This window comes from Sulfoacidibacillus thermotolerans, assembly GCF_003144315.1.
GTDB lineage: Bacteria > Bacillota > Bacilli > Alicyclobacillales > SLC66 > Sulfoacidibacillus > Sulfoacidibacillus thermotolerans.
The window spans coordinates 181,150-207,190 of record NZ_MPDK01000002.1 but is presented as its reverse complement, the minus strand read 5'-3'; the positions used below and the strand labels follow the sequence as shown (position 1 = coordinate 207,190).

Genomic DNA, 26,041 nt, shown 5'->3' with positions numbered 1-26,041 from the left:
GAGCATGTGTTGCGCGCATTGCAAGTGCAGAATATCGCCTTGATTGAGCGCTTAGAATTAGAAGTTCAACCTGGTTTTACTGCTTTGACTGGGGAGACGGGCGCAGGCAAATCCATTTTATTAGATGCTGTAGGGCTTTTATTAGGGTCGCGCGCGAGTGGAGAACTGGTGCGTACTGGAGCAAACAAAGGAATTGTGCAGGGTGTTTTTGATGTGTCTGGGCATTTTGCGCATGCTGTGTATGAACTCTGTCAAGCAGAAGGCATTGAGCTTGATGAGGAACAGCTGATTGTTAGTCGTGAAGTATCGACAAACGGAAAGACGACTGCGCGAGTAAATAGCAGAATTGTCACCGTTCAATTTTTGCGCGAGTTGGGTCGTTTGTTGATTCATCAACATGGACAACATGACAGTATTTCGCTGCTGCGTAAAGAGGAGCACCTGGCATTGCTTGACGCGTACGGGGGTGAAGAACTCGCACAAGCAAAAGCGGCGTATAGGGACGCATACATAAACTATATTGAATATACGAAACAATTGCATAACATGGAGCAAAATCAACGAGAACGCGTTCAGCGATTGGATTTATTGCAATATCAGATGAGGGAGATTGAAGCGGTTCAACCTCGCGTTGGCGAAGAGCCAGAGTTGCGTATTGAACAAAAGAAATTGCAGTATGGTGAGAAATTGCGTGCAGTTGCTGAGGAAGTATATGAAAAACTTTATGAAGGTTCCCCTCGTATTCCAGCGATCATCGATGAGGTTTACCATTTACATCAAATAGTTGAAAATAATATAAAATTTGATGACGAGCTCAAAGAGCTTCAGGAATATCTACAAACAGCTCAGGTAAACTTATCAGAAGCGGCAGATTTTGTTCGTCATTACAAATCGCAATTAGAATTTGACCCTGAACGCTTACAACAAGTTGAAGACCGTTTGGCAACTTTGGAACGGATATTTCTAAAATATGGGGAAACTGCACAGGATGTTTTAGCTTTTTACCAAGAGATAGAGAGCGAATATGAAAAATTGCTGCACCATGAGGAGACAATTTCCGATCTGCAAGAGCGCCTCTTGCAAGCAAAGCAGGCGCTTACAGAGATGGCTCAGAGATTATCGTTACTGCGGCGTCGCGTGGCGTTTGCTTTAGAACAAGCACTTGCACAAGAGCTTGACGATTTATTAATGCCAAAAGTGCAATTGCATCTGCAATTTACGGAGACAAAGCCGAGCATCACTGGAATTGACGACGTTGAAATCTTATTTAGTCCAAATCAGGGAGAGACGGTAAAACCACTCGCGAAAATTGCTTCTGGCGGTGAGTTATCACGAGTTATGCTCGCGCTTGTTTCTGTTTTACATGCATCAGCCCCTGTTCCAACTCTTATTTTTGATGAGATCGACACAGGGATTTCCGGTCGAGCGGCACAAGCTGTTGCGGAGCGAATTGCTCATTTGGGACGAGAAAATCAAGTGCTGTGTGTCACGCATTTACCGCAAATGGCTTGTTTGGCAACCCATCATCTCGCCATTACAAAGCAGATGGAAGAGGGCCGCACGCGAACCTTTGTCCGTCCATTATCACATGAGGAACGGATTGCGGAGATTGCAAAAATGATTGGTGGAGAAAATGTATCTGAAACGACGCGCAGACAAGCCATTGAAATGTTGACTTGGTCAAACGCATTCCCGTCTTTGTAGGAGAACATCTTCCAGATGATCCGAAGCTTGTGTCCTTCCCCGTACTTTGCAGGCTAGTGGCATGTTTTATACAACATTTCATTGTCCCTGCAAGGGCAGTATAGAAGCAACGAGAGGCACTTCAACGAGGGGAGGGCAAGTCGGGTGAAGCGATGGAGATTGCAAGTAGCGAGTGCGCTTTTAGGCACATTTTTCTTTCTAGGTGGCGGATTCCCACTTTTGCATGCGGATGCGGCTGACATGTCACGCGGTCTAACAAAAGAAAGTTCCCCTATGAGCCTTAGTGCTCAGGTTTTTGAAACGGGGTTGCCATGGAATTGGCTGTTCTCCTCTTTGCAAAAACCGGAAGAGCATCGTGTATACGTTGTACCAGGTGGTCAATCGATTGGCATTAAGTTGCATGCTTCAGGAATTTTGGTCGTGGGGTATCATTTGGTACGCGAGGGGAAAGAATCAATCAGTCCAGGAGAGCGTGCGAATTTGCATGTGGGCGATGTAATAGACTCTGTCAATGGGTTACCGGTTAAAAGTGTTCAACAGGTTGCAAAGTTTGTGGAAGCAGCAGGTGAACATAAACAAATTTTGCAATTGGGGTATCATCGCAAAGGTCATTCTTATATGGCAAAAGTTCGTCCTCTCTTTGATGACGAAACAGGAACTTATCGAATCGGCCTTTATATTCGCGATTCGGCGTCTGGTGTGGGAACATTGACTTTTTATGTTCCTACAAATCACGGATTTGGAGCATTAGGACATGTCATCACAGATGTTGATACTGGTGAACCAATTGATGGGAAAGGTCAAATAGTCCATGCAGCGGTTACTTCGATTGATCGGGGAGAGAGCGGTCAACCTGGAGAGAAGCGCGGATTATTTGTCAACGAGAATCGCATTCTCGGTACAATTATTCGAAATACCGAATTTGGTGTATTTGGAGTAATGGCAACAGCACCAGACCATGGTTTTTTCTCTAATCCTATCCCTGTAGCGCGTGTAGATGAAGTTCACCCGGGCCCTGCGCAAATTTTAACCGTTGTAAAGGGACAAAAAGTGGAAGCTTTTCACGTTCTCATTGTTAAAGCACAAAAACAGGAGAGTGCTGACATTAAGGGATTAGTCGTTCGCGTGACTGATCAAAGACTCTTGGATGAAACAGGAGGTATCGTTCAGGGCATGAGTGGGAGCCCGATCATTCAAGACGGCAAGCTTGTGGGTGCTATTACGCATGTATTTGTCAGTGACCCTACAGAAGGGTATGGTGTTTATGCTGAGTGGATGCTGCGCCATCTCGCCCTAAATTCAAAAGAACTTGGGCGTTTGATGCGCGGGCTTTCCGAAGGATCTCATTCCATTGCATAAGAAGTTTTCGTTGTTTGCCGATGAAACTGTGAGGATACAGTTCATCGGCTTTTTCGATCTTGTAATTTGTCAAAATAGGTCGGAAAGTATTTTTGTTGAAACGAGAGGACGTGAAGGGGGGATGTCGAATTAAATAACGGTCGAAGTAAGGAGGATGTATGGTGAAGAAAACCCGCATTTTAATCGCGGATGATAACCGTGAGTTCGCTGAGTTATTGATGGAGTATTTAAGTGAAGAGTCTGACATGGAAGTAGTTGGAGTTGCTTATAATGGACAAGAAGTTCTTGCACTTGTTGAAGATGAGCAACCAGATGTCTTAGTACTGGACATTATCATGCCCGTTTTAGACGGGATCGGAGTTTTAGAACGGCTTCGACAAACGAATTTGCCCGTGTTACCCCGCGTCATCATGTTGACAGCGTTTGGTCAAGATGCCGTAACAAAGCGTGCTCTTGATCTTGGGGCACTCTACTATGTGTTAAAGCCGTTTGATATGGAGATTTTAGTCGACCGCATCCGCGACGTCGTTGGGGCTGATTCCTTTATTGAGCGTTCCCGTTTAGCTGCAGGGGCGAGTACTTCAAGCAGTGGATATTCTTATCCGAGCGCATCTTCTTTTGCCTCCACCAATGCGCGGATTGTCCCGATTTCCGCGAAACCAAAATCGATTGACCAATTGATCACAGGCGTTATTCACGAAATCGGTGTTCCTGCTCATATTAAGGGGTATCAGTATCTGCGCGAAGCAATTTTAATGGTGTACAATGACGTGGAAATTTTAGGTTCAGTGACGAAAGTTTTATATCCAAAAATCGGAGAGAAATTCGGCACAACTGCATCACGGGTTGAGCGTGCGATTCGACATGCGATTGAAGTTGCATGGAGCAGAGGAAACACAGATGCCATTGCACAAGTTTTTCGCTATACGGTAAATGTCAGCAAGGCAAAACCGACAAATTCGGAGTTTATAGCGATGATCGCAGACAAACTGAGAATGGAGATGAAAGTGAGTTAGGCGTACGAATGTTACTCGACCTGAATTATATAATCTGTTGCACGGAAACAAACGATCGGGAGATTTATACATGAAAGGAATACTTTTGGGGATTTTGGCTTCTTTCTTCTTTGCTTTTACTTTTCTCCTGAATCGTCTAATGTCGGTTACGGGCGGAAGTTTTATCTGGAGTGCCAGTCTTCGTTATCTTTTTATGATTCCCTTATTACTTCCTGTCGTTTATGTTCAGGGAGGACTTCACCCGTTGTGGCAAGAGATGAAACTGCATCCTCTTCGTTGGATACTTTGGAGTACTGTCGGGTTTGGTTTTTTTTATGTTCCTCTCTGTTATGCAGCAAACAATAGTCCAGCTTGGCTGGTTGCCGGAGCGTGGCAGTTTACAATCATCGCCGGGTCGCTGCTCGCTCCGTTTTTTTATGAAAACCAGCCGCTTGTCGAGAAGGATGAACGCAGGAGGAAACGAGTTCCATTACGCAGTCTAGCATTTTCAGGGGTTATTTTTATTGGCATCATTTTGATGGAGTGGCAACATGTTATGCATGTAAGTTTACTTTCTAGCGTCTCTGGAGTACTTTCAGTCCTTCTCGCTGCTTTTGCTTATCCACTTGGGAATAGAAAAATGATGGAGCTTTGTGAAGGAAGAATTTCTGCTTTTGAGCGGGTTCTTGGCATGACAATTGCTAGCTTACCTTTATGGATTGGATTATCCATTATTGGTTTTTATACTGCAGGAAGACCATCGCTTACACAAGTGCTTCAGACCTTTCTTGTCGCACTATTCTCAGGTGTCATTGCTACAGGTATATTTTTTGCTGCGACAGAAAAAGCAAAAGGGGACAACCATTATTTGGCTGCTGTGGAGGCAACACAATCCGGTGAAGTGATTTTCACAGTCATAGGTGGAATTTGGTTTCTTGGGGAACCTATGCCGCATGGACTCTCGTTGGCTGGAATGGGTTTCCTTCTTGTTGGGATGGTACTACACAGTTTATTTGCAAATAGGCGTACTACATAATAGAATTTGTTCGCCAATACAGGTGCGTACATGAAGTGTGATTCTAAAAAAATAAAGGAGTGTATCGCATGGATTTACAATTTATTGCAACTGCACAAGAACAAGTGCGCAGGCAGCGTCCGCTTGTGCATAATATCACAAACCTAGTTGTAACGAATATTGTAGCGAATGCATTATTGGCTATTGGCGCATCTCCAGTAATGGCCTATGCGAAAGAAGAAGTTGCTGATGTAGCGAGTGTCTCGGCCGCACTTGCATTAAATATGGGGACCCTAGACGAACGAGTGGTTGAAGCGATGGAGATTGCCGCAAAAGCTGCGAATAGCAAAGGGGTACCGATTATATTTGATCCTGTTGGTGTAGGATTTACGGCGTACCGCAATGAAGTTGCAACTCGCTTGATTAATCAATATGAACTTACCGTCGTGCGCGGCAATGCTGCTGAGATTGGATACTTAGTCGGGGCTGGTGGGACTGTTAAGGGGGTTGATTCGATTGATGCAGGTGATGATCTCACAGAGCGAATGCTTCAGTATGCAAAAGTACAAAACTGCGTGATGATCGCTACTGGAGCAATTGATTACGTAACAGATGGTGACCATGTATGGGCTCTTCACAATGGGGATGAGTTGCTCGGTTCTATCACTGGTTCAGGATGTATGCTCACAGGTGTAATAGGTGCGTTTATTGGAGTGCAGCCGCGTTTCGCGTCGCGTGCGCAAATTGCAAAAGCTAGTATCGCAGCGATCACAAGCTATAATGTCGCAGGTGAACTTGCTGTTCTTGCAAGTAAGGGCCCAGGCACGTTGCAGAGCAAGTTGTTTGACGAACTTTATCACCAGCAGGGGGAATCGTTAGTTCTTCGAGGGCGAGTGGAACAGTTATATTAAGTTCGTGATTTATTCGTTAAATCGCGTTGAATCGACAGTTTGTTCGCGAAAAGTTTAGTATAATGACATTTGCAGTGAATTGTCGGGGGAGTTTGGGGAGGATTTTATAAATGATCGAACGAACTGGAGTAGTTACATTTAAGGGAAATCCCATCACGTTAGTGGGAAATGAAGTAAAAGTAGGGGATCAGGCGCCTAATTTTCAAGTGTTAGCGAATGATTTATCTCCTGTCACGCTGGATCGTTTTCAAGGTGTGCGCATTTTAAGTGCCGTACCTTCACTGGATACGGGTGTTTGTGATGCGCAGACGCGCCGCTTTAATGAAGAAGCAGCCAAAGCAAATGGGATTACGGTGATTACTGTGAGCGTAGACCTTCCTTTTGCTCAAAAACGTTGGTGTGGAGCCGCAGGATTGGACAATGTGATTACCTTGTCAGATCATCGCGATCTGTCGTTTGGACACGCCTATGGGGTTGTTATGAAGGAATTAAGGCTGCTTGCACGTTCTGTGTTTGTATTAGATGCGAGCGGGAACGTGAGGTATGTGGAGTACGTTTCAGAAGGAACTAACCATCCAAATTATGATGTGGCGATTCAAGCAGCAAAAGCGTTGCTGTAGCTATTGCGCATCGCAGGATTAGAAGAACAATACAGCCGCACGGATTCAAAGATCCTTGAAATCCGTGCGGCTGCTGCATATTGTGAGTCTATTTGGATGACGGTGATTTGCTTGATTGACTCTCTGCGAGGGCATGTCCAAAACCTTGTAAAAAACCAAGAGTCGTTTGCAGTGCAAGGCTTACTTCAGGGTCACGCAGTTGTTTCCAGAGATCCAGCATACTCAGCGGTTGAGGATGTAATGCGGCAGTTTCTGCTGTTTTGATCCCTTCACCTATCCATTTGCGTGTTTCTTGTAAAGTGCTTGTATCAAATGCAGCGATTGTTTCGACCAATGTAAAAATATTTTTTACAAATTGAGTATTTTGTGGCTTTAACATTTGATTGACAAGCACAAGGGTAATGGCATCCGCTGCATGCACAATTCCTTTCATCGCAGAGAGGAAACCAGCTTGTTGAAGGACTTGCGCAAAATCAACCCACTCTTCAATTGCAATCTTATGGGTTGCAAGAGTGGCGATGAGTTCATGGAGTTTTTCGGCTTGAATTTCTGTTTCAGTTGGTGTGTTCTTTAGAAATGAGGTGCTTGCTTTTGCCATGGTTTATCCTCTCCTTGCAAACCAGCTGTCGTCAATGGAATATAGTCATTCCTCTGCCACTTCTTGATGACCTCGACCCCGGGTCGAGATTTTGCAGTTGCATGACGCCAATTGTGTTTGGGTATAGGGGAATCGCCTGCGCTTTCTAAAATTTCCATGCGAACAGACATCTCTTTGTACGCTGGCGTATGGGTTGCTAAGTCGTGATAACTACTCGTCAAATAATTCACAGCTTCTGCATCTTCACGCGTGTTCATTGGGAGATAAATCTCTTTACCGGCGACTCGATCTGTGATAGCAACGCGTACCTCAATTCTCCCATATGGAGAAATAAGGCGAACAAGTGCCCCATCTTTTAGCTCTCTTGCACGAGCTAACTCTTTAGAGATCTCGATAAATGTAGAAGGGACTTTGTGGGTAATCCCATCTACACGATAAGTCATATTGCCTTCATGGAAGTGCTCCAGCAAACGTCCATTGTTTAAATGCAGATCATATTCCTCAGCCAATTCAATCGGGGGAGTATATTCAACGGGATACAATTGGGCTTTGCCATCAGGAAAATGAAATCGTTCGGTGTAGAGCAACTTTGTATCTGTACCATCTTGTGCAACAGGCCACTGCAAACTATCGTACCCTTCAAGCCGCTCATAAGTTACGCCAGCAAATAAGGGTGTAAGTTTTGCCGCTTCCGCCATTATGTCTGACGGATGTTGATAGGTCCAGTTTGCACCCATTCGATTGGCAATCGCCATAATAATTTGCCAATCAGGTTTTGATTCTCCTAGTGGTTCAAAAACTTGATAGAAGCGTTGCAATCGACGTTCTGTATTGGTAAATGTCCCTTCTTTCTCAAGACTCGGACTAGCTGGTAGTACAACATCAGCAAATTGCGCGGTTTTACTAAAGAAGATGTCCTGAACGATAAAAAACTCTAATTTTTCAAAAGCAGCATGCACGTGGTTTGCGTTTGAATCGACAAAGGCCATTTCTTCACCAAATAGGTACATCGCTTTCACTTTGCCTTCGTGAATTCCGTCTACCATTTGATGATTGTCATATCCTGGAACTTTAGAAAGCGGCGTGCCCCATGCTCGTTCAAAACGCGCCCTGATTTCGTCATTTTGCACTTCTTGATAGCCTGGAAACCATGCCGGCATGGTCCCAAAATCAGAGGCACCTTGTACATTGTTGTGTCCACGTAAAGGATAAGCGCCAGTTCCTTTTTTTCCATAGTTTCCGGTGATAAGGAGCAAGTTTGAGATTGCAGTGCTTGTATCACTGCCGCCACAGTGTTGAGTTACACCCATCGCCCACAAAATGCACACACCATTTGCTGCGTGAATCATGTTTGCCGTTTGGATGAGCTGAGAACGTGGAATTCCAGTCATTTTCTCGGCATAGTCAAGTGTATAGGGTTCTAAACTCTCTACAAATTCAGCATAACCATTGACTCGTTTGGCAATAAATTCGCGATCCTCCCAACCGTTATCGATGATGTATTTTGTAACAGCAGACAGCCAAATCAAATCCGTACTCGGATTCGGATGTAAATGTAAATCAGCTCGCTTTGCCATTTCGTTTTTACGCAGGTCGGCGACAATCAGTTTCTGTCCAAAGAGTTTATGTGCGCGTTTTATTTTAGTTGCTAAGACAGGATGTGATTCAGCAGGGTTGGCACCAACAATCAAGATTAATTCTGCGATTTCTAAGTCGTGGATCGAACCAGAGTCTCCTCCATAGCCCACTGTTCGAAAGAGTCCCGTGGTTGCTGGAGATTGACAATAACGAGAACAATTGTCTACATTATTTGTGCCAAAGACTGACCTTGCCAATTTTTGCATAAGGTAATTTTCTTCGTTTGTACATTTCGATGATGCAATAAAGGCGAGTGCATCTGGTCCGTGTTGTTCCTTAATGGCAGTGAGCTTTGTGGTGATGAGATCAAGTGCCTCTTCCCACGTCGCTTCATAAAATAGATCGTCACGACGAATGAGTGGTTTTGTTAAACGATCCTTGCTATTGACAAATTGCCATCCAAATTTCCCCTTGATACACGTTGAGATTCCATTGACTGGTGCTTCTGGTGTTGGTTCGATCTTGAGGATTTGTCGATCCTTTGTCCAAATGTCAAAACTACACCCCACTCCACAGTATGTACAAACGGTTTTCGTGCGTTTGATACGTGCTTTGCGCATCGCTGACTCCGCATTGGAAACGGCAAAAATAGGACCGTAACCGGGTTCGATTTTTTTTGTTAGTTCAATCATGGGATGAAGTAACTCTGGTTTTATGCCCGTTAAATAGCCTGCTTCACCTAACATCGACTTTTCCATCAATGCATTACACGGACACACTGTCACACAGTGGCCGCAAGAGACACAAGAGGACATGTCGATAGGGACATCGTCATCCCAAATGACGCGCGGGCGCTCCCTGTCCCAGGCAATCGAAAGTGTCTCTGTGACTTGAATATTTTGACATGCTTCAACACATCGACCGCAGAGGATACACTGATCGGGATCATATCGGTAAAATGGATTAGAATGATCCTCTTGATAGGGTTTTTCGTTAAATGGATACTTTTGATGTTCTACTTGGAGTTGTTCTGTGGTATTGTGGACCACACAGTTTCCGTTGTTATTGTCACATACTGTGCAGTATAGTTCATGGTTGTGTAAAATTCGATCCATTGCTTCGATACGTGCAGCGTGTGCTTGTTTTTGTGTGATGTGCACTTCCATGTGCGGTTGGACAAATGTGTCACAGGCTCGTACAAGTTCGCCATTCACTTCTACAATGCAAGTATCACACGTTTGAATTGGCCCAAGCGTTTCATGGTAACAAATATGTGGAATGTCGATATGGTGTTCTAAAGCAACTTCTAAGATAGTTTGTCGTTCTTTTGCCGAAACAGGGAGCTGATCGAGTGTAATTTGCCATGTTTGGCGCTCAGCCATTAAATCGTAACCTCCTCGTCCCTTTCTATATCATTGAAGATGTGCATTGTTTTCTTCCCTTAGAGTGCAACAAATTCTACAGATTCAAACATGTATTTGCAGATAAAGTGAAAAGAACTATTTGCAAGATGTTTTTAATTAGTGGTAGATTTACGGCAATAGATGAGTTTGGGAGAATGGTTCAATGGAAGATTATACAGTCAAGTCTGTGGAGAAGGCGTGTTTGCTTCTTGATGTTGTGAGCTTATATCCTGAAGGGATTGGCATAACGGAACTAGCCGAGCAAGTTGATATGTATAAAAGTACGGTTCATCGTCTGCTAGGCACCTTAATGAAGCGTGGGTATATCCAGCAAGATGTACATTCTGGGAAATATAAATTAGGGTATAAGCTGCTGGATCTTGGGATGAAGATGCTTTCTTCACTGGATTTGCGAAAAGAAGCTGCCCCATTGTTGCAAGAATTAGCGCATCAAACAAACGAGGTTGTGCACCTTGGGGTTTTAGATCATGGTGATATTGTTTATATCGATAAGGTGGAAAGCAATCAAACAGTGAGAATGCATTCACGCGTGGGCAAGCGCGTTCCCGTACATGCGGTGGGCCTTGGTAAAGCGATCTTGGCAGCTTTTGAAGATCGTGAGGTCGAGCAGTTGATTCATCTTTATGGATTACCAGCTGTAACACCAAAGACGATCACCGATCGGCATCAATTGATGGCAATACTGGCCGAAGTACGAGAGCAGGGGTATGCTTTTGACATTGAGGAAAATGAGCTAGGAATTTGCTGTGTGGCAAGTCCTATTTACGATAATAATCACAAAGTCGTAGCGGCTTGTAGCGTATCGGGTCCAAATCATCGCATGGCTTTGACCCGTCTCAAAGAGTTGGCACCGATCGTGAGGCAAACTGCAAAAGAAATTTCTTTGCGCTTAGGAGATCGACCATCCTCTTTTCTTTAGGTTTTGAGAAAAGTAGAGCCATTCCTGTGCGAATAAGCAGTAGGAATGGCTCTACGATGTTTTGTTGTTAATTTGCTAATATCTGGCGAGCACCAATATATTTGGGTCCCCAATAGGAGTTTGTAATATTATCAATGCTTACTCCATAATCCTGTGCGTCAACCATGAGATTGTTTCCAATGTAAATCCCTACATGGGTTGCTCCTGGCGCGTAAGTGCTAAAAAATACAAGATCACCTGGAGTAAGTTGATTTTCTGGAACAGATAGCCCTTCGGCAAACTGTTGCTCAGAGGTCCGTAAAATATCGACGCCAAAATGAGCAAAGACATACTGCGTAAATCCGGAACAGTCAAATCCTGATGGGCTAGTCCCTCCCCACACATAAGGAGTTCCCATAAATGATTCCGCATATTGCAAAAGACTTTGCACATTGACGGTAGGTAAATTTTTCTCCGTCTGTTGAATATAAGAGACATTTTGTACGAGCGATTGTGCTTGTTCTGTTTCTAGCTCGATCTTTTGAATCTGGCTTTGTGTCAACTGAATTTGACTCTCCAACAAACCATGTTTTGCTGCATCAGATTGGATTTTTTGATTCAACTGAGCGAGCATGTGGTTTTTTTGCTCTTCCATTAGAAGATCGGCTTGTTTCATTGCTTCATATTCGGTGTGTTTGCGGATTAAAAGATCGTAGTCTAGTTGCTGAGCTTGGCGCTTAACTACGAGTTGCTGTTTAAGTGATGCTACTTCATGAAGTAAGTGTTGATCTGCTTTTGCGATTGTGACGAGCATGTAAAGTCGGCTAAGGAAATCCTCCCAATTCGAAGACTCGAGTAATACGGAGAGGTAGGAAACGCGACCATTTTCATACATGACGCGTATTTGTGCGCGCAAACTTTCTTTATAAGTACTTAGCTGTTTTTGATCAACAGCGATGCTGTGATCTAACTCTGTGATGTGTTTTTCTGTCACTCGCATCTGGCTGAGATTTTCTGCTAACGCACTTTTTAAGGTAGATAAAGACTGTTCATAATGTGAAATTTCCGTTTGGATACTTACTGTCTGTGACTTGGCAAACGTCATTTCATGATCTGTCTGAGTTACTTCTGCTTGTAATTGCGCCATGGTTTGTTGCTCTTGCGAAAGCGATTCTGCATATGTAGGATCAAGTGGTGCACTCACTAAAATAAGTGAAGCCGCAACACCAATCAACCATCTGACATTTCGCTTACTCATCCGCTTCAAATGACATAACCCCTCGATATCAAACTTCTTAACAACTGATACTCTACTTCGACACAGGTTTTAAAATTCCTGCAAGAAGTGACAACGAGGTTTTATATTTGACAAGATCCGAGCAATTCTGCGCGTGCGACAAAATGTACGGCTCCTCCAATTTTAATTTGATAATTTCCTGCGTGCAGATTTCCTTGCAAGTGAAGGAGGGAGGGACGCTTTATCGCATACCCTTGCTCGCTGCGTAAGGTAAAGGAAAGATCGCCTCCGTGAGTTGGCTCATGGAGTCCATATTTTAATAAGAATGCACAGAGGCATCCATTTGCGCTGCCCGTCGCAGGATCTTCAGAGACGCCAAATTCGGGGACAAAAACGCGAACATGTAAATCATTCTCAGCCTGTAACGTCTCTTTTGTAAAAATTAAGATATTTACATCAGATCCAAGTCTCGGGCTAAGTGAATGCCATTCTTCGAGTTGTACCCAAGCTTTTTGTACGTCTTTTAAATGTTTTAAAGCGACAATGACAAAAGGGAGTCCAGTTGAGACAACTTGTATTGGATATTGTTGGTCGAATGCATCAGATGTGAGCCCGAGACAACGCGCCATCTCTGAAACATCTACCATTTCTCCGAACTGTGGTTGGTTTTGGGTCATGGTCAACAATTGGGGGTACCCATTGCGATAAGTGAACTGTACAGGAATAATGCCTGCAGAAACTTGCAGAGAAAGTGTTTCAACTGTACGTTGTAGAATCATTTGTTGAATGACAAACGCAGTTCCAAGAGTAGGGTGGCCAGCAAATGGAATCTCAGCTGCAGGAGTGAAAATACGCACTGGCACAATTGGACTCACTGTTTTCTGCCGCAAAATCTGTTCGCTAGATTGCATGATAAAAGTAGTTTCGGAAAAGTGCATTTCTCGTGCTAAAGCTTGCATTTGTTCTGTGCTATAGTTTTGTCCATGTAAAAATACAGCGAGTTGATTTCCTGAATAACGCTCGACTGAAAAGACATCGACGATCCAAAAATCAGTCATGCATGTTCCTCCTCAAGTAGATTTTAAACTCTTGCTGCAAGTTATCATAACGAGTTGTACAGCGAGCGAACAAGAGGGCGTCTATTTGTGTGCCGAGACCATCTTTTAAAAAGTCATTGTCGGGTCTTGTGTTTTTAGCTACGATAAATTGCGTTAGGGGGGAAGGTGTTTGAAAACGACGATTTGTCTTATGCGCCATGGAGAGACAGACTGGAATGTTTTGCGGCGCTTTCAAGGGCGTACCGACGTTCCCTTAAATGATCGTGGGCGAGAGCAAGCTTTGCAAAGTGCAATTTACTTATCTGCATTTCATTGGGATCAAATTGTGACAAGCCCACTTGGTCGAGCAAAAGAAACAGCGCAAATTATCGCGCAACACCTTCACTTAGGAGAAGTTGAAACAATAGAACAGCTTGCCGAACGCGATGTAGGCAACGGAACAGGATTTACGCCTGAACAATTTAGGCTCGCACAAACGGAAGGGCGTTTAGTTGGTATTGAAACACACGATCAAGTGAAAGATCGAGCGATGGCAGCTCTTCAATTGCTTGTTATGAGATACAAGGCAAAGCGAGTAATTGCAGTCTCTCACGGAGCGGTGATCAATGCAGTGCTTGCGGAATTGTCTAATGGCGAAATAGGGACGGGGAAAACAGCTTTGCAAAATGTCTGTCTTAATACATTACATTTTCACCCTGAATTAGGCTGGGAGATTGAGTCGTTCAATGTAATTGATCATTTGCGCAAAGTAAAAGGGGAGATCTTAGGCTCACTGACAAGCGATTTAGATCTCCACTAACTTTTACCAGATGACTAGTCTTTCTATCAAGATCAAGCAGACACTCTAAGGACGATTTTTCCGATATTCAAGTTGCTTTCCATATATCGGTGTGCCTCTGCAACGTGTTCAAGCGGGTAGATACGATCAACTAGAGGACGCAAGCGGCCGTCAGCAAAACGGTCAAACGCAAAATCCCAAAATTCCGCTGTGAGCTGTGCTTTTTGTTCTTTCGTGCGCGAGCGTAAAGCGGTTCCGATCACTTGAAGGCGCCGACGTAGCAATAGACTGAGATCGAAGCGGTCAACGAGAGTTCCCCCCATCGTCCCAATCACGATGAGTCGACCGTCAATCGCCAGTGTTTGTAAGTTTTGTTCAAAATAAGGGGAACCAATAAAATCAAAGATCAAGTTTACGCCTTGTTTCTTTGTCCATTCTAGAACTGGTGGGGCAAAAGGGCCAGCATGATAGTCAATTGCGAGTGCAGCGCCTAGTTTCATGCAAACTTCTCGTTTTTTGACTGAACCAGCTGTGACAATGGGGGTAGCGCCAAACTCTCGAACTAATTGAATGGCAGCCGTGCCAACGCCGCTTGCCCCTGCGTGAATCAGTACCGTATGGGCAGGGTTAATCTGTCCGAGCCAGACTAAATTAGAATACGCTGTAAGAAATGCTTCGGGAATGGCCGCTGCTTCTTCAAAAGATAATGAATCTGGAATTTTTGCGAGCATCGGAGCTGGAACAACGACTTCTTGCGCGTATCCGCCACCAGGAAGAAGTGCACAGACACGTTCACCTGGGAGAAATCCAGTGACATCATTTGCGGTTTCCACAACGACACCTGACATTTCAAGTCCTAAAATTTCCGTTTCGCCTGGCGGTGGTGGATAAAGACCTTGTCTTTGTAATAAGTCCGCGCGATTTAGCGCAGTGGCTTTGATTTGTACTCTTACGTGTCCTTTTAGTAAGCGCGGCGATTCACACTCTCTGACTTGTAATACATCGGGTGAACCTGGTTCTGTTATCCAAACGGCTTTCATCAATGGAAGCACCTCACGATCGAAAGAAATGACTGTACTGTTTTTACATTATCGCGCAAAATAGATAGAGGCAAATGCCGATTCAAGAAAGTGAGGAGTTTTCAGATGAAGTATCACGTGATTGGGAGATTCCAAACACATGAAAGTGCAGAAAAAGCAGCAGCAGATTTAGAAAAACAATTTCAGGGGAACGTCTCATTAAGCACATCAACCCCTCATGAACATTGGCATGGAACGTGGCTACAGGATTCCCTAGGTGTCATTGGCGGATTGGCGGCTGCTGTTTCTGCTGTTGTCCCAGGATTTGGGGTGTTGTTTTTAGGAGGACCTCTTGATGGTGCGATGCAAGGTCGCGTATTGGCAGATTGGCTAGAAGCTCATTCCGGATGCAGTGCATCATCGTGATCTGCATCACTTTCTGATTGTCACCTGCACTGCGGAACAGGTAGATCAAGTACAATCTGCGCTTCAGGAGCGGGGAGCTGAGGATATCCATGCAGTAAAGGAATAAATTTCATTTGTATTTATTTACGCCTCACAGAAAAAGGCGTTCGTGTATAATGAGTCACGAACAGTTCGATCTGTCAAAGAGATCGGAGGATATACAGGAGGGCTAGGCGTGGGAACAGTAAAACGCTCCTTGATTATTGGGGCGGCCGTCATCGTGTTGTTATCGGGCGCGGTCGTTGCACTGGCTGACACCGGAACAGAAAAAGCGGTAGCGGCGCAACCTGCACAACCAATTACCGCAAATTTTAATACAAATGCGGTGCCAATCTCGGCGCCAGCAGCTGAATTGATTGACGCACAAACGGGACAAGTGTTATACGCAAAAAATGTATTGCAAAAACACTATCCTGCTTCGCTTGCAAAATTAATGACCTCGTTGATTGCACTAGATTTAGTAAAGCGAGGACAACTTACCCTTCATTCGATCATTCCGGTGAGTCAATCGGCGTATAAAGTCGCACAGACGCCTGGTTTATCTGTCGCATATTTAAATCCAGCAGAACATATTACATTGAGCAAAATGCTGGAATATATGTATGTAGTATCTGCAGACGATGCGGCTGTCGCTGTTGCAGATGCGATTGCGGGTTCACAATCTGAATTTGCCAAGCTCATGAATGAAAAGGCTAAGGCACTTGGATTGACGGGGACTCACTATACAAATGCTTCGGGACTGCAAAATCCAAACATGTATACCAATGCGCACGATGTAGCGATTTTGTCGCGCTATCTCGTTTTGCACTATCCAATTGTGTTGAAGTATGCGTCTGAACCCGGTATGTATATTCATCCAGGACAGTACGGGACGAATTACGATCAATTATTGGGGCAATTTAATGGGTTAGATGGGCTAAAAACTGGATCAACGAATGAAGCTGGATACTGTTTTGTCGGAACAGCAAAACGTGGCAATACGCAGTTAATCAGTGTAGTGCTTGATGCAAGTTCTTTTGCAAACGTGTTTCAAGATACAGAAGGGCTGTTAGGATATGGTTTTTCCCAATTTAACGCGAAAAGGTTTCAAACTGCGAATCAGCCGATTGCAACGCAACTGCAAATCACCGATGCCGCAGATTCTGTGTTGAGTGTCGCTCCTAAGAAAAACGTTTTTGTCGATGTGGAAAAGGGAGCAAAGCAATCCATCTCTTATACGGTGACTCCAAATGTGCGTTCAGCGCCTGTTTTAGCAGGGCAGAAAGTGGCGGTAGAAAATATTATCGTCAATGGTCACATTGTACAGCAGGTTCCTTTATATGCACTAAAAAGCGATCCAAAAGCAAATTTGATTGAAAAAGTGTGGCGCTCTGTCCTTGCTTCAGCACATAAAAATGCGAGAAAGCTCGTCACATGGATTGGCGATAAAGTGCATAGGTACGTGTAAAAGCGGATCAGAACAGGTTTTGCAATCACACCTGTTCTGACCGTGCAATTTGCGTGGCATAAGGCCGGGGGTGTGAGCGTGGGGCAGAGGTTTCCAAGCGCTTTTTTGTTTGGAGCAGCTACGGCTGCATATCAAGTAGAAGGAGCGGTAAGTGAAGACGGGCGCAAACCCTCCATTTGGGATGTATTTGCTCATAGTCAGGGTAAGACTTTTCAAGGACATACGGGAGACAAAGCATGTGATCAGTACCATCGTTATCACGAAGATGTGCGTTTGCTCAAAGAGTTGGGATTGCATAGTTATCGCTTTTCAATTTCTTGGCCGCGCATTTTTCCAGAAGGGAAAGGAAAGCTAAATTCAAAAGGGATGGATTATTACCGTCGCCTGGTCGAAGAGTTGTTACGTCACGAGATCACTCCGCTAGTCACTTTGTATCATTGGGATCTTCCATATGCTCTGGAGAATCAAGGTGGTTGGCTGCAACGGGATACTATGTTTTATTTTGCAGAGTATGCGCAACAGGTTGTTCGTGAATTTGCTGGAACGGTACATCGTTTTCTCACAATCAATGAACCATCGGTTGTTGCTTATGAAGGGTATCTCACTGGAAACCACGCGCCTGGACACTCGGATCTACTTGAAACTGTAACTGTCGCACACCATCTCATGGCCGCCCATGCCTATGCTGTAGAAGCAATTCGCGCAGTCAATCGTACTGTAGACATTGGAATTGCACTCAATTTATCCCCTGTGTATCCATCAGATCCAGAGGAACAAGCAACAGCCATTACTCATGATCGCGTAATAAATCAATTTTTCTTGGATGCCGCTTGTAAAGGAAGATACCCAAAAGAAGTTCTGGACGTTTATGGATCGGTATTTGACCTTTCTTTTTTGAATGCTGCAGATTTGCAAACAATGGCCCGACAGCAATTAAATTTCCTCGGTGTCAACTACTATTTTCCAACCGTTGTTACTGCTGGACTACACCCTTTGCTAGCTGACGTCGTTCCTCCTCGTGAACCACTTACCGATATGGGGTGGTCGATTGATCCAAATGGGCTTTATGATATTCTGATGCGCATCCACAAGGAATATCCACTTATTCCTATTTATATCACGGAAAATGGTGCGGCATTTGCTGATCAATTAGATGGAGAAAAAGTGAATGATACTCAACGCATTGCTTTTTTGCAAGGACATTTGCAAATGTGCGAGCGTGCATTGGAACAAGGGGTTGATTTGCGCGGATATTACGTATGGTCCTTGCTCGATAATTTTGAGTGGGGATTCGGGTATAGCAAGCGTTTTGGGATTGTGTATGTAGATTTTGCAACAATGAGGAGAATACCGAAAGCGAGTGCCTACTGGTTGCGCGATTTTATTGTCGCTCATAGTACAAGGGAGGCATAAATACGTTGGAGTATCGCATAGAGCGGGATTCGATGGGAGAAATACAAGTGCCAAGCGCAGCACTTTATGGCGCTTCGACAGCTCGAGCGGCACTTAACTTTCCAATTAGTGGGCGCACTTTACCGCGTTCTTTTACGTGGGCTCTTGGCTGTATAAAACGTGCTGCGGCAGAGGCAAATCGTGAATTAGGGCTGCTCAATACACAAGTAGCAGATGCGATAAGTTCAGCAGCAAAACGAGTAGCGGATGGGGAATTTGATTCCCATTTTGTTGTGGATGTTTATCAAACAGGTTCTGGAACGAGCACTAACATGAATGCCAATGAGGTCATTGCACATCTCGCGCATTCTTCTTATGGTGTGATTGTGCATCCTAATGATGATGTAAACCGCGGACAATCAAGTAATGATGTGATCCCCTCGGCTACTCACGTCGCAGTTAAAGCTGAAATTGAGCGTCAAGTCATTCCTGCACTTCTTGAATTACGTGCAGCCTTAGCGCAAAAGGCCTCAGCTTTTCAGGATATTTTGAAATCTGGCCGCACGCATCTACAGGATGCGGTGCCAATTTCGTTGGGACAAGAATTTTCTGGATATGCGTGGCAAGTAGATAAGGCCATTGGTCGATTGTCACAAGCAGCAAAGGATCTAGGTGCACTTGCGCTTGGGGGGACAGCAGTTGGGACAGGCGTAAATACGCATCCTGATTTTTCCATCAAAGCAATCGCTAAGCTTTCGGAGTATACAGGATTAAGTTTGCGTGAGACAGAGAATCATATAGCTGCGCAAGCGAGTCCAGATGTGTTACTTGATGCTTCGGGTGCATTTAGACAAGTTGCGACGGTGCTTATTAAAATTGCAAATGACATACGGTGGATGGCCTCTGGACCAATGGCTGGAATCGGAGAATTGCAATTACCTGCTGTGCAGCCCGGAAGCTCGATTATGCCAGGGAAAGTGAATCCAGTCATCGCAGAATCGCTACTTATGGTTTGTGTTCAAATCATCGGAAATGACTCGACTGTTGTAACGGCTTCTCAATATAGTAATTTTGAACTCCATACGATGTGGCCTCTTTTGGCAGATCGTTTATTAGACTCTGCCAATATTTTATCGCGTGGCGCCGTTAATTTTTCGCGTCGCCTTGTCACAGGGATCGAGGTTCATCGTGAACGTTGTGAACAGTTATTGCTGCATAACGCTTCTGTAGCAACAGTTTTGGCGCCGCGTTTCGGATATGATCGTGTGGCTGCACTCGTCCATCACGCGAACCAAACAGGAGAACAAATTCTACATAAGGTTCCACAACGTGACGACCTATATGAAGTAATGGGTCAATTGATTCCTAAAAGTTGGCTTATCGGCCCTCGTGCACTTGAATAATAGGTGCATTACACTCATTCGTCAGAATCAGGAAGATCTCGCCCTGATTCTGACTTTGTTTACGAATGGGCAGGAACCACTTGTTGTGTAACGAGTTCTTTCACACAAGTTTCAACCAACTGCAAAATGGTTGTTAACCCAATATCGGACACATCGCGATATGGGTTATAGACAGTGAGTTCTAGGCCTCGCAGTTTTTTTGATGCGGCGATTATCTTGAGTGCGGTTACCATCTCTGCTTTTTTTACACCCGGTAAATAGGGTATGTCCACGGCTGGCATCGAGGACAGTTCCAGCACATCGACATCGAAATGAATGTATAAATCGACAGGGGGCAATTCTGTTTGTAGCCATTCTGTCATATTCTCAGGTGGGCAGTGTTTTACACCAAATTCGCGCATGGTAGAAATTTCTGCCCAATTGGCAGCTCGTCCGGATAAAAGAGTGACTTGTTCACCTTTTAGAATTGGCGGATCACCTGCGGCTCCGACGACATGAGCCAGAGACATGCCGCCTAGATAATGAGAATGCGTGGATTCTGGGGTTTCAAAATCTGCGTGGCTATCAAACCATAACAGGTGAAGATGGGGGTATACTTTGTGTAAGGCACGTAGGGTTCCGGTTGCTAAAGTACAACCGCCACCTAATACAAGAAGAAAATCACTAGCTCTAGCGGCACGTTCTGTTGCTGTGGCAATTGCAGAAAACGCATTTTTTAACTCGTCAAATGTCTTCGCATTTTTGTTGTAAGTCAACTTCACATCGCCGAAATCTTTTACTGTTGCACCCGTGTTGCGAATCACTTCAAGTAACCCACCTGCGCGTAGTGCACGCGGCGTTTCTGTCAATTGATCAAGTGGTTTTGAAGCATCGTTTGGATTAAAAACACTTAGCGGGACGCCTAAAATTCCTACCGTAAATGTCATAGTATGCCCTCCTTTCAGATTTGCGTGGGTAAAGGACAATACGGATTCAGTAAAATTAGTGTCCCCCGCACCGGTATGCATATGCTTTCAGCTTGTGGAGAGCTTACCTTTATAGCCCTGAATGGATGAAGGAGGAATTTTGTTGAATACAGTGACTGCGCGAGATATCTTTTCTGGAATGAAGGAGAATTTTATAAAAGATGCTGCGATAGGTATGCAAGCGAAAGTGACTTATGTACTTCATGGCGATGACGGTGGTGCATGGACACTTGCTGTAAAAGATGGGATTCTGTCTGTGGATGAAGGTGTTCAAGATGGAGTGAATGCGACAGTTACTATGGATGCAGATGAGTTTGTCAAAATTGCACTTGGTCAAGGCAATCCAGTTGCGGCGTTTATGACAGGAAAAATTAAAATTCAGGGCGATCCTTTTCTGGTTCAAAAGTTCTTGGGAATGTTTAAAAAACCTGAAAATATGTAGCTGGTTATAGAAACCTGTAAAGTAAGTGGTACGCAACTGAGTGGGGACGTGTGCCCCACTCTCGTTGCGCCAAATTCCTTAATTCAGTGATCCTGGGCGAACGAGGTCGTTTCTAAGAATGGGGGCACCAGCTGGGAAATTTTGGTCAACCACACCACCGCCCTCGTCGGCCATTCGGTCAATGCCTTCTGCGATGTCTTCATGAGGCGATTGCGCATCTGTGCTTCCTTCGGGGAAAAATTGCGCTGTAACCTTCGATTCCATAGTCATCGCGTTTGCTGCCCCCCTCCATAGATGTGGTATAATTTTGAGGATGAAAAGCTTTGGATACCTCTACACCATAGCATGTGGACTGATCGAAAAGTTTATGTAGAGGAGCGGGCGCACACTGGCTTCATCAATAGTGGTAGCTAACCTGTCTTATTTGTAAAGTGAGGTTGGAGAAAGTGTCAAAAAATAAAGACCCGTTTGGCGCAAAAGCTGTACTTTCAGCCAATGGCAAACAGTATCAGTACTATCGCTTGCAGCGATTAGAAGAACTGAATCTGGGGAACATTTCACGCCTTCCGTTTTCCATGAAGATTTTACTTGAAAGTGTTTTACGTAAATTAGATGACTATGTCATCACGCAAGATCATGTGAAACAAATTGCAAATTGGAATGCAGAAGCCCCAGATCAAACACAGGAAATCCCTTTCATGCCAGCACGTATTTTGCTTCAGGATTTTACAGGTGTACCAGTTGTGGTTGACTTAGCGGCATTGCGCCAAGCTGTTCATCGTCTTGGCGGAGATCCAAAGAAGATCAATCCGCTTGTACCTGTCGATCTTGTCATTGATCACTCCGTTCAAGTTGATAGCTTTGGGCAAGATAATTCTCTTGAAGTCAATACAGATTATGAATTTGAGCGCAATGAAGAGCGATATAAGTTTTTGCACTGGGCGACGAAAGCGTTTGAGAATTTCCGTGCGGTTCCACCTTCTACTGGCATTGTGCACCAGGTAAACTTGGAGTACTTAGCTTCTGTTGTCCAAGTTCGTGAAACGGAGGATGGGCCTGTTGCATTTCCTGACTCCTTAGTCGGTACCGATTCTCATACGACCATGATCAATGGGCTTGGTGTTCTTGGATGGGGGGTCGGAGGTATTGAAGCTGAAGCGGGCATGCTTGGGCAACCGCTGTACTTTGTTACGCCAAAAGTAATTGGCTTCAAATTGATCGGCCGCCTTCCCGAGGGAGCGACAGCGACAGATTTAGCGCTGACTGTGACAAATATTTTGCGCAAAAAAGGTGTTGTGGGCCAATTTGTGGAATTCTTTGGTCCAGGGTTAAGTCAAATGACTCTTGCTGACCGTGCGACAATTGCCAATATGTCGCCTGAATATGGGGCTACGATGGGCTTTTTCCCTGTTGATCAAGAAACGTTGAACTACTTGCGCACGACGGGACGCGATGAAGAGCAAATTGCTCTCGTTGAAGCGTACACGAAGGCTCAAGGACTTTTTAGAACAGATGACATGCCGGATCCTGTGTTTTCAGATGTAGTTACCTTAGATCTTGCTACTGTCGTTCCTTCACTTGCAGGGCCTCGTCGTCCGCAAGATAAAGTAGAATTGACGCAAATGAAAAAACAATTTAATGAGGCGTTGCGTCTACCGGTCAAACAGGGTGGGTTTGGTTTATCTGAGGAACAAATTCAAAAGAAAGTCAAAGTGCGTCAAGCGAATGGACAAGAGTCTGAATTAACGGCAGGATCGCTTGTCATCGCTGCGATTACTAGTTGTACGAATACATCGAATCCTTCAGTCATGCTTGCTGCGGGATTGTTAGCGAAAAAAGCAGTGGAAAAGGGTCTTGGGCGGTGTCCGCATGTCAAAACTAGCCTTGGCCCTGGATCACGTGTTGTAACAAGTTACTTAGAGAAATCCGGAACACTCCCGTATCTAGAAAAATTAGGATTTCAAGTGGTGGGATATGGGTGTACAACATGTATTGGTAACAGCGGTCCGCTCATTCCTGAAGTGGAAAGCGCAATTCGCGACAATGAATTGACAGTTGCGTCTGTCTTAAGTGGGAACCGCAATTTTGAAGGGCGTATTCATCCAGCGGTTAAAGCAAACTATCTTGCATCACCACCGCTTGTTGTCGCGTATTCGATTGCTGGAACGGTCGACATCGATCTGACAAATGATCCACTCGGTCATGATGCAAATGGAAATCCTGTATATCTACGCGATATTTGGCCATCTTCGAAGGAAGTCGATGAGGCGATTGCGAATTTTGTGACTCCGGAAATGTTCAAAGAGAAGTACCGTGATGTTCTCCATTCGAACGAGCGTTGGAATGCCTTGCCGACGCCTGAAGGAGAATTGTTTGCTTGGGATCCAGAGTCAACGTATATTCAAGAACCACCTTTCTTTGTTGGACTCGATACGAAAGTGCATCCAATCGCGCCAATTCACGATGCGCGTGTCCTTGCCTTGCTAGGGGATTCTGTAACGACAGATCATATCTCACCTGCGGGTGCAATTAATCCCAAAAGTCCAGCAGGTCTCTTTTTGCAGTCCCGTAATGTCGATGTTCGCGATTTCAATTCTTACGGTTCACGCCGCGGAAATCATGAGGTGATGATGCGCGGTACGTTCGCCAATGTGCGCATTCGCAATGAAGTTGCTCCAGGCACGGAAGGTGGTTTTTCAACTTATATTCCCACGAACGAAGTCATGTCGATTTATGATACAGCGATGAAATACATGCAAGATGGAGATGCGATGATTGTTATCGCTGGTAAAGAATATGGCACAGGAAGTTCGCGTGACTGGGCAGCAAAAGGAACGTATTTGCTTGGTGTAAAAGCCGTCATTGCTGAGAGTTTCGAGCGTATTCACCGCAGCAATCTCGTAGGCATGGGGGTACTTCCTTTACAATTTGATCCTGGTGTCAGTTGGCGCGCGCTAGGTCTTACTGGATTTGAGCGCTATCACTTTGAAGGGATCGACGATCACATGACTCCACATCAGCGTGTGACTGTGCGCGCGACAAAACCGGATGGTTCAACCATTTCCTTCGATGTGACCGCGCGTATCGACAGCCCGATTGAGGTCGATTATTATCGCAATGGCGGAATTTTGCAGATGGTCCTGCGCAACTTAATGAAGGCATAAAGCAGTTGTTCAAGAGCAGATTAAAGGAGGGGGAGGCCCCTCCTTTTTGTTATTGTAGGACGCAAGAAAACTCCTTTACGCAACCTTTACAATTCCTTATCAAACACAACACGAGTTCTTGGTATGATCAAAACAAGTCATAGTTAGTATTCTATTTTGCAGGAGGAAACTATTGTGCGAACGCGTGCAGACATCCTAGAGGCGCTTGAGGAATCGAAATTACAGTCGTTTCATTGGAAAACGATGTTTACGTCCGGGATGGGTTTTTTCACAGACGCATACGACTTATTTATAATTGGTGTTGTTACAACTATTCTTGCGCCAATTTGGCATTTGGGTAAAGCGGAGATCGGCATTTTAAACGCGACCTCGCTAATTGCTGCCGCACTTGGCGCTATCATTTTTGGTAAACTTGCGGATCGTTTTGGACGAAAATCTGTGTATGGAATTGAAGTGATTATCTTAACGATTGGCGCCTTATTGTCTGCTACGTCGCAAAACTTTGATCAACTGTTGTTTTGGCGATTTATTATTGGGCTAGGCATTGGCGGGGATTATCCAACGAGTGCAATTATCATGAGCGAGTATGCAAATCGTAAAAATCGCGGGCGTTTAGTGACGAGTGTGTTTGCGATGCAAGGGTTTGGTTTATTAGTCGGACCTCTAGTTGCTTCAGGCTTGCTTGTGAGTGGTCTATCACATGATCTTGTATGGCGGCTTATGCTAGCGCTTGGTGCGATTCCAGCCGCTGCAGTCATTTATCTGCGGCGTACGATTTCGGAAACGCCGCGTTATTTGCTTGAAGTGAAACGAGATCAAGAAGAAGCGGCGAAAGTCGTTTCTTCGCTGACACAACGCGATGTGTCAGCAAGTGAGGACAATCGCGGCGACGGTTGGACGCGAAGTCAATTTTGGTTGCGGGTGCTTGGAACTGCAGGTTCTTGGTTTTTCCTTGATATTGCGTTTTACGGGAATAGCGTTTCGTCTACCTTGATTATGAAATCATTAGTATCTCATGCCTCGTTGCTTCATACGACACTAGTCTCTACATTGATCTTCCTCATCTTTGCAATCCCAGGGTACTGGGTCACAGCGTTTACGATTGATCGATTAGGTAGAAAGACGATTCAAATGCTTGGTTTTATCATGATGGCATTGTCTTTTGCTGGTTTATACTTTATTCCTCATATAACGATGATGACGATTCCTTTTCTTCTGATTTATGGACTTAGTTATTTCTTTACTGAATTTGGTCCGAATACGACAACGTTTGTAATTCCGTCGGAAGTGTTTCCTACTCGCTGGCGTGCCTTTGGTGATGGATTATCTGCAGGGGCCGGAAAAATGGGTGCATTTCTTGGAGCTTTGTTTGTGCCGATCTTGCTAAGTAGATTCTCATTGTCAGGAACAGAAGGAATTATGGCTGTGGTTTGTTTACTTGGAATTGGGACGACGATGCTAGTTCCTGAGTTAAAAGCTCGCTCCTTGTCTGCAATATATCATGACACGGATAAAGATCAAGATCATTCACAAGGCAAATTAAAAGGTCGTCATGCGGTCAGTTAACTT

General features: G+C 44.7%; 22 protein-coding genes. 15 read left to right on the top strand and 7 right to left on the bottom strand.

Annotation, left to right across the window (positions count from 1 at the left end):
• Nucleotides 1-6 precede the first annotated feature (6 nt).
• The 6 genes from recN to tpx all read left to right on the top strand — a co-directional run bounded on the left by recN (nt 7) and on the right by tpx (nt 6,604).
• On the top strand, nt 7-1,704 hold the full coding sequence (gene recN / locus BM613_RS01395) for a DNA repair protein RecN (RefSeq protein ID WP_109429366.1): 1,698 nt from the start codon (nt 7-9) through the stop codon (nt 1,702-1,704).
• Nucleotides 1,705-1,848: 144 nt separating this feature from the next.
• The gene (gene spoIVB / locus BM613_RS01390; RefSeq protein ID WP_245926192.1) at nt 1,849-3,063 is read left to right on the top strand and encodes a SpoIVB peptidase; all 1,215 of its coding nucleotides are present in this window, start codon (nt 1,849-1,851) and stop codon (nt 3,061-3,063) included.
• A gap of 161 nt (nt 3,064-3,224) precedes the next feature.
• Nucleotides 3,225-4,079 carry a sporulation transcription factor Spo0A gene (gene spo0A / locus BM613_RS01385; RefSeq protein ID WP_109429365.1) on the top strand — a complete coding sequence of 285 codons (855 nt, stop codon included), beginning with the start codon at nt 3,225-3,227 and terminating at the stop codon, nt 4,077-4,079.
• A 70-nt stretch (nt 4,080-4,149) separates the two neighbouring features.
• On the top strand, nt 4,150-5,094 hold the full coding sequence (locus BM613_RS01380) for a DMT family transporter (RefSeq protein ID WP_109429364.1): 945 nt from the start codon (nt 4,150-4,152) through the stop codon (nt 5,092-5,094).
• Between the two features lie 68 nt (nt 5,095-5,162).
• On the top strand, nt 5,163-5,984 hold the full coding sequence (gene thiM / locus BM613_RS01375) for a hydroxyethylthiazole kinase (RefSeq protein ID WP_109429363.1): 822 nt from the start codon (nt 5,163-5,165) through the stop codon (nt 5,982-5,984).
• Nucleotides 5,985-6,094: 110 nt separating this feature from the next.
• A complete protein-coding gene (gene tpx / locus BM613_RS01370; protein ID WP_109429362.1) occupies nt 6,095-6,604 on the top strand; it encodes a thiol peroxidase in 510 nt (169 codons plus the stop codon).
• An 88-nt stretch (nt 6,605-6,692) separates the two neighbouring features.
• Here the strand turns inward: tpx and BM613_RS01365 are convergent, their stop codons facing one another.
• Entirely contained in the window at nt 6,693-7,202 is a 510-nt protein-coding gene (locus tag BM613_RS01365) for a helical membrane plugin domain-containing protein (RefSeq protein WP_109429361.1), read from the bottom strand.
• A complete protein-coding gene (gene fdhF, locus BM613_RS01360) occupies nt 7,175-10,162 on the bottom strand; it encodes a formate dehydrogenase subunit alpha (RefSeq protein WP_109429360.1) in 2,988 nt (995 codons plus the stop codon). Before fdhF ends, BM613_RS01365 begins: the two co-directional genes overlap by 28 nt.
• A gap of 184 nt (nt 10,163-10,346) precedes the next feature.
• On the opposite strand from fdhF, the gene BM613_RS01355 reads away from it, so the two are divergent.
• Nucleotides 10,347-11,123 (top strand): IclR family transcriptional regulator, encoded by a 777-nt coding sequence (locus BM613_RS01355; RefSeq protein WP_109429359.1) that lies wholly within the window; start codon nt 10,347-10,349, stop codon nt 11,121-11,123.
• 67 nt (nt 11,124-11,190) lie between these two features.
• Here BM613_RS01355 and BM613_RS01350 read toward each other — a convergent pair whose 3' ends face one another.
• Both BM613_RS01350 and BM613_RS01345 read right to left on the bottom strand, forming a co-directional pair.
• Nucleotides 11,191-12,360, bottom strand: a complete 1,170-nt coding sequence (locus BM613_RS01350; RefSeq protein ID WP_181362814.1) for a C40 family peptidase — start codon at nt 12,358-12,360, stop codon at nt 11,191-11,193.
• 101 nt (nt 12,361-12,461) lie between these two features.
• Entirely contained in the window at nt 12,462-13,397 is a 936-nt protein-coding gene (locus tag BM613_RS01345) for a PhzF family phenazine biosynthesis protein (protein ID WP_109429357.1), read from the bottom strand.
• A 169-nt stretch (nt 13,398-13,566) separates the two neighbouring features.
• Here BM613_RS01345 and BM613_RS01340 point away from each other — a divergent pair, with 169 nt between their 5' ends.
• On the top strand, nt 13,567-14,196 hold the full coding sequence (locus tag BM613_RS01340; RefSeq protein ID WP_109429356.1) for a histidine phosphatase family protein: 630 nt from the start codon (nt 13,567-13,569) through the stop codon (nt 14,194-14,196).
• 32 nt (nt 14,197-14,228) lie between these two features.
• Here BM613_RS01340 and BM613_RS01335 read toward each other — a convergent pair whose 3' ends face one another.
• Complete coding sequence (locus tag BM613_RS01335) at nt 14,229-15,215, bottom strand: NAD(P)H-quinone oxidoreductase (protein WP_109429355.1); 987 nt, start codon at nt 15,213-15,215, stop codon at nt 14,229-14,231.
• Nucleotides 15,216-15,320: 105 nt separating this feature from the next.
• Between BM613_RS01335 and BM613_RS01330 the strand changes: the two genes are divergently transcribed.
• The 4 genes from BM613_RS01330 (at nt 15,321) to BM613_RS01315 (ending at nt 19,901) form a co-directional block, all read left to right on the top strand.
• Complete coding sequence (locus tag BM613_RS01330) at nt 15,321-15,620, top strand: hypothetical protein (RefSeq protein ID WP_109429354.1); 300 nt, start codon at nt 15,321-15,323, stop codon at nt 15,618-15,620.
• 214 nt (nt 15,621-15,834) lie between these two features.
• Nucleotides 15,835-17,106, top strand: a complete 1,272-nt coding sequence (locus BM613_RS01325; protein ID WP_146192742.1) for a D-alanyl-D-alanine carboxypeptidase family protein — start codon at nt 15,835-15,837, stop codon at nt 17,104-17,106.
• Between the two features lie 78 nt (nt 17,107-17,184).
• Entirely contained in the window at nt 17,185-18,519 is a 1,335-nt protein-coding gene (locus tag BM613_RS01320; RefSeq protein ID WP_219930610.1) for a GH1 family beta-glucosidase, read from the top strand.
• 5 nt (nt 18,520-18,524) lie between these two features.
• A complete protein-coding gene (locus BM613_RS01315) occupies nt 18,525-19,901 on the top strand; it encodes a class II fumarate hydratase (protein WP_219930609.1) in 1,377 nt (458 codons plus the stop codon).
• 59 nt (nt 19,902-19,960) lie between these two features.
• Here the strand turns inward: BM613_RS01315 and BM613_RS01310 are convergent, their stop codons facing one another.
• A complete protein-coding gene (locus tag BM613_RS01310; RefSeq protein WP_181362813.1) occupies nt 19,961-20,827 on the bottom strand; it encodes an arginase family protein in 867 nt (288 codons plus the stop codon).
• 151 nt (nt 20,828-20,978) lie between these two features.
• Between BM613_RS01310 and BM613_RS01305 the strand changes: the two genes are divergently transcribed.
• On the top strand, nt 20,979-21,308 hold the full coding sequence (locus tag BM613_RS01305) for an SCP2 sterol-binding domain-containing protein (protein ID WP_245926207.1): 330 nt from the start codon (nt 20,979-20,981) through the stop codon (nt 21,306-21,308).
• Nucleotides 21,309-21,386: 78 nt separating this feature from the next.
• Here BM613_RS01305 and BM613_RS01300 read toward each other — a convergent pair whose 3' ends face one another.
• Entirely contained in the window at nt 21,387-21,578 is a 192-nt protein-coding gene (locus BM613_RS01300; RefSeq protein WP_109429349.1) for a hypothetical protein, read from the bottom strand.
• Nucleotides 21,579-21,754: 176 nt separating this feature from the next.
• On the opposite strand from BM613_RS01300, the gene acnA reads away from it, so the two are divergent.
• A complete protein-coding gene (acnA, locus tag BM613_RS01295) occupies nt 21,755-24,472 on the top strand; it encodes an aconitate hydratase AcnA (RefSeq protein WP_109429348.1) in 2,718 nt (905 codons plus the stop codon).
• Nucleotides 24,473-24,646: 174 nt separating this feature from the next.
• Nucleotides 24,647-26,038, top strand: a complete 1,392-nt coding sequence (locus BM613_RS01290; protein WP_245926191.1) for an MFS transporter — start codon at nt 24,647-24,649, stop codon at nt 26,036-26,038.
• The last annotated feature ends 3 nt before the right edge of the window (nt 26,039-26,041 follow it).

Coding starts and splice junctions, on each gene's coding strand:
- BM613_RS01300 (WP_109429349.1), bottom strand. CDS start 21,578: ATGACTATGGAATCGAAGGTTACAGCGCAATTTTTCCCCGAAGGAAGC.
- BM613_RS01310 (WP_181362813.1), bottom strand. CDS start 20,827: ATGACATTTACGGTAGGAATTTTAGGCGTCCCGCTAAGTGTTTTTAAT.
- BM613_RS01335 (WP_109429355.1), bottom strand. CDS start 15,215: ATGAAAGCCGTTTGGATAACAGAACCAGGTTCACCCGATGTATTACAA.
- BM613_RS01380 (WP_109429364.1), top strand. CDS start 4,150: ATGAAAGGAATACTTTTGGGGATTTTGGCTTCTTTCTTCTTTGCTTTT.
- thiM (WP_109429363.1), top strand. CDS start 5,163: ATGGATTTACAATTTATTGCAACTGCACAAGAACAAGTGCGCAGGCAG.
- BM613_RS01345 (WP_109429357.1), bottom strand. CDS start 13,397: ATGACTGATTTTTGGATCGTCGATGTCTTTTCAGTCGAGCGTTATTCA.
- fdhF (WP_109429360.1), bottom strand. CDS start 10,162: ATGGCTGAGCGCCAAACATGGCAAATTACACTCGATCAGCTCCCTGTT.
- BM613_RS01365 (WP_109429361.1), bottom strand. CDS start 7,202: ATGGCAAAAGCAAGCACCTCATTTCTAAAGAACACACCAACTGAAACA.
- BM613_RS01350 (WP_181362814.1), bottom strand. CDS start 12,360: ATGAGTAAGCGAAATGTCAGATGGTTGATTGGTGTTGCGGCTTCACTT.
- tpx (WP_109429362.1), top strand. CDS start 6,095: ATGATCGAACGAACTGGAGTAGTTACATTTAAGGGAAATCCCATCACG.
- BM613_RS01355 (WP_109429359.1), top strand. CDS start 10,347: ATGGAAGATTATACAGTCAAGTCTGTGGAGAAGGCGTGTTTGCTTCTT.
- BM613_RS01330 (WP_109429354.1), top strand. CDS start 15,321: ATGAAGTATCACGTGATTGGGAGATTCCAAACACATGAAAGTGCAGAA.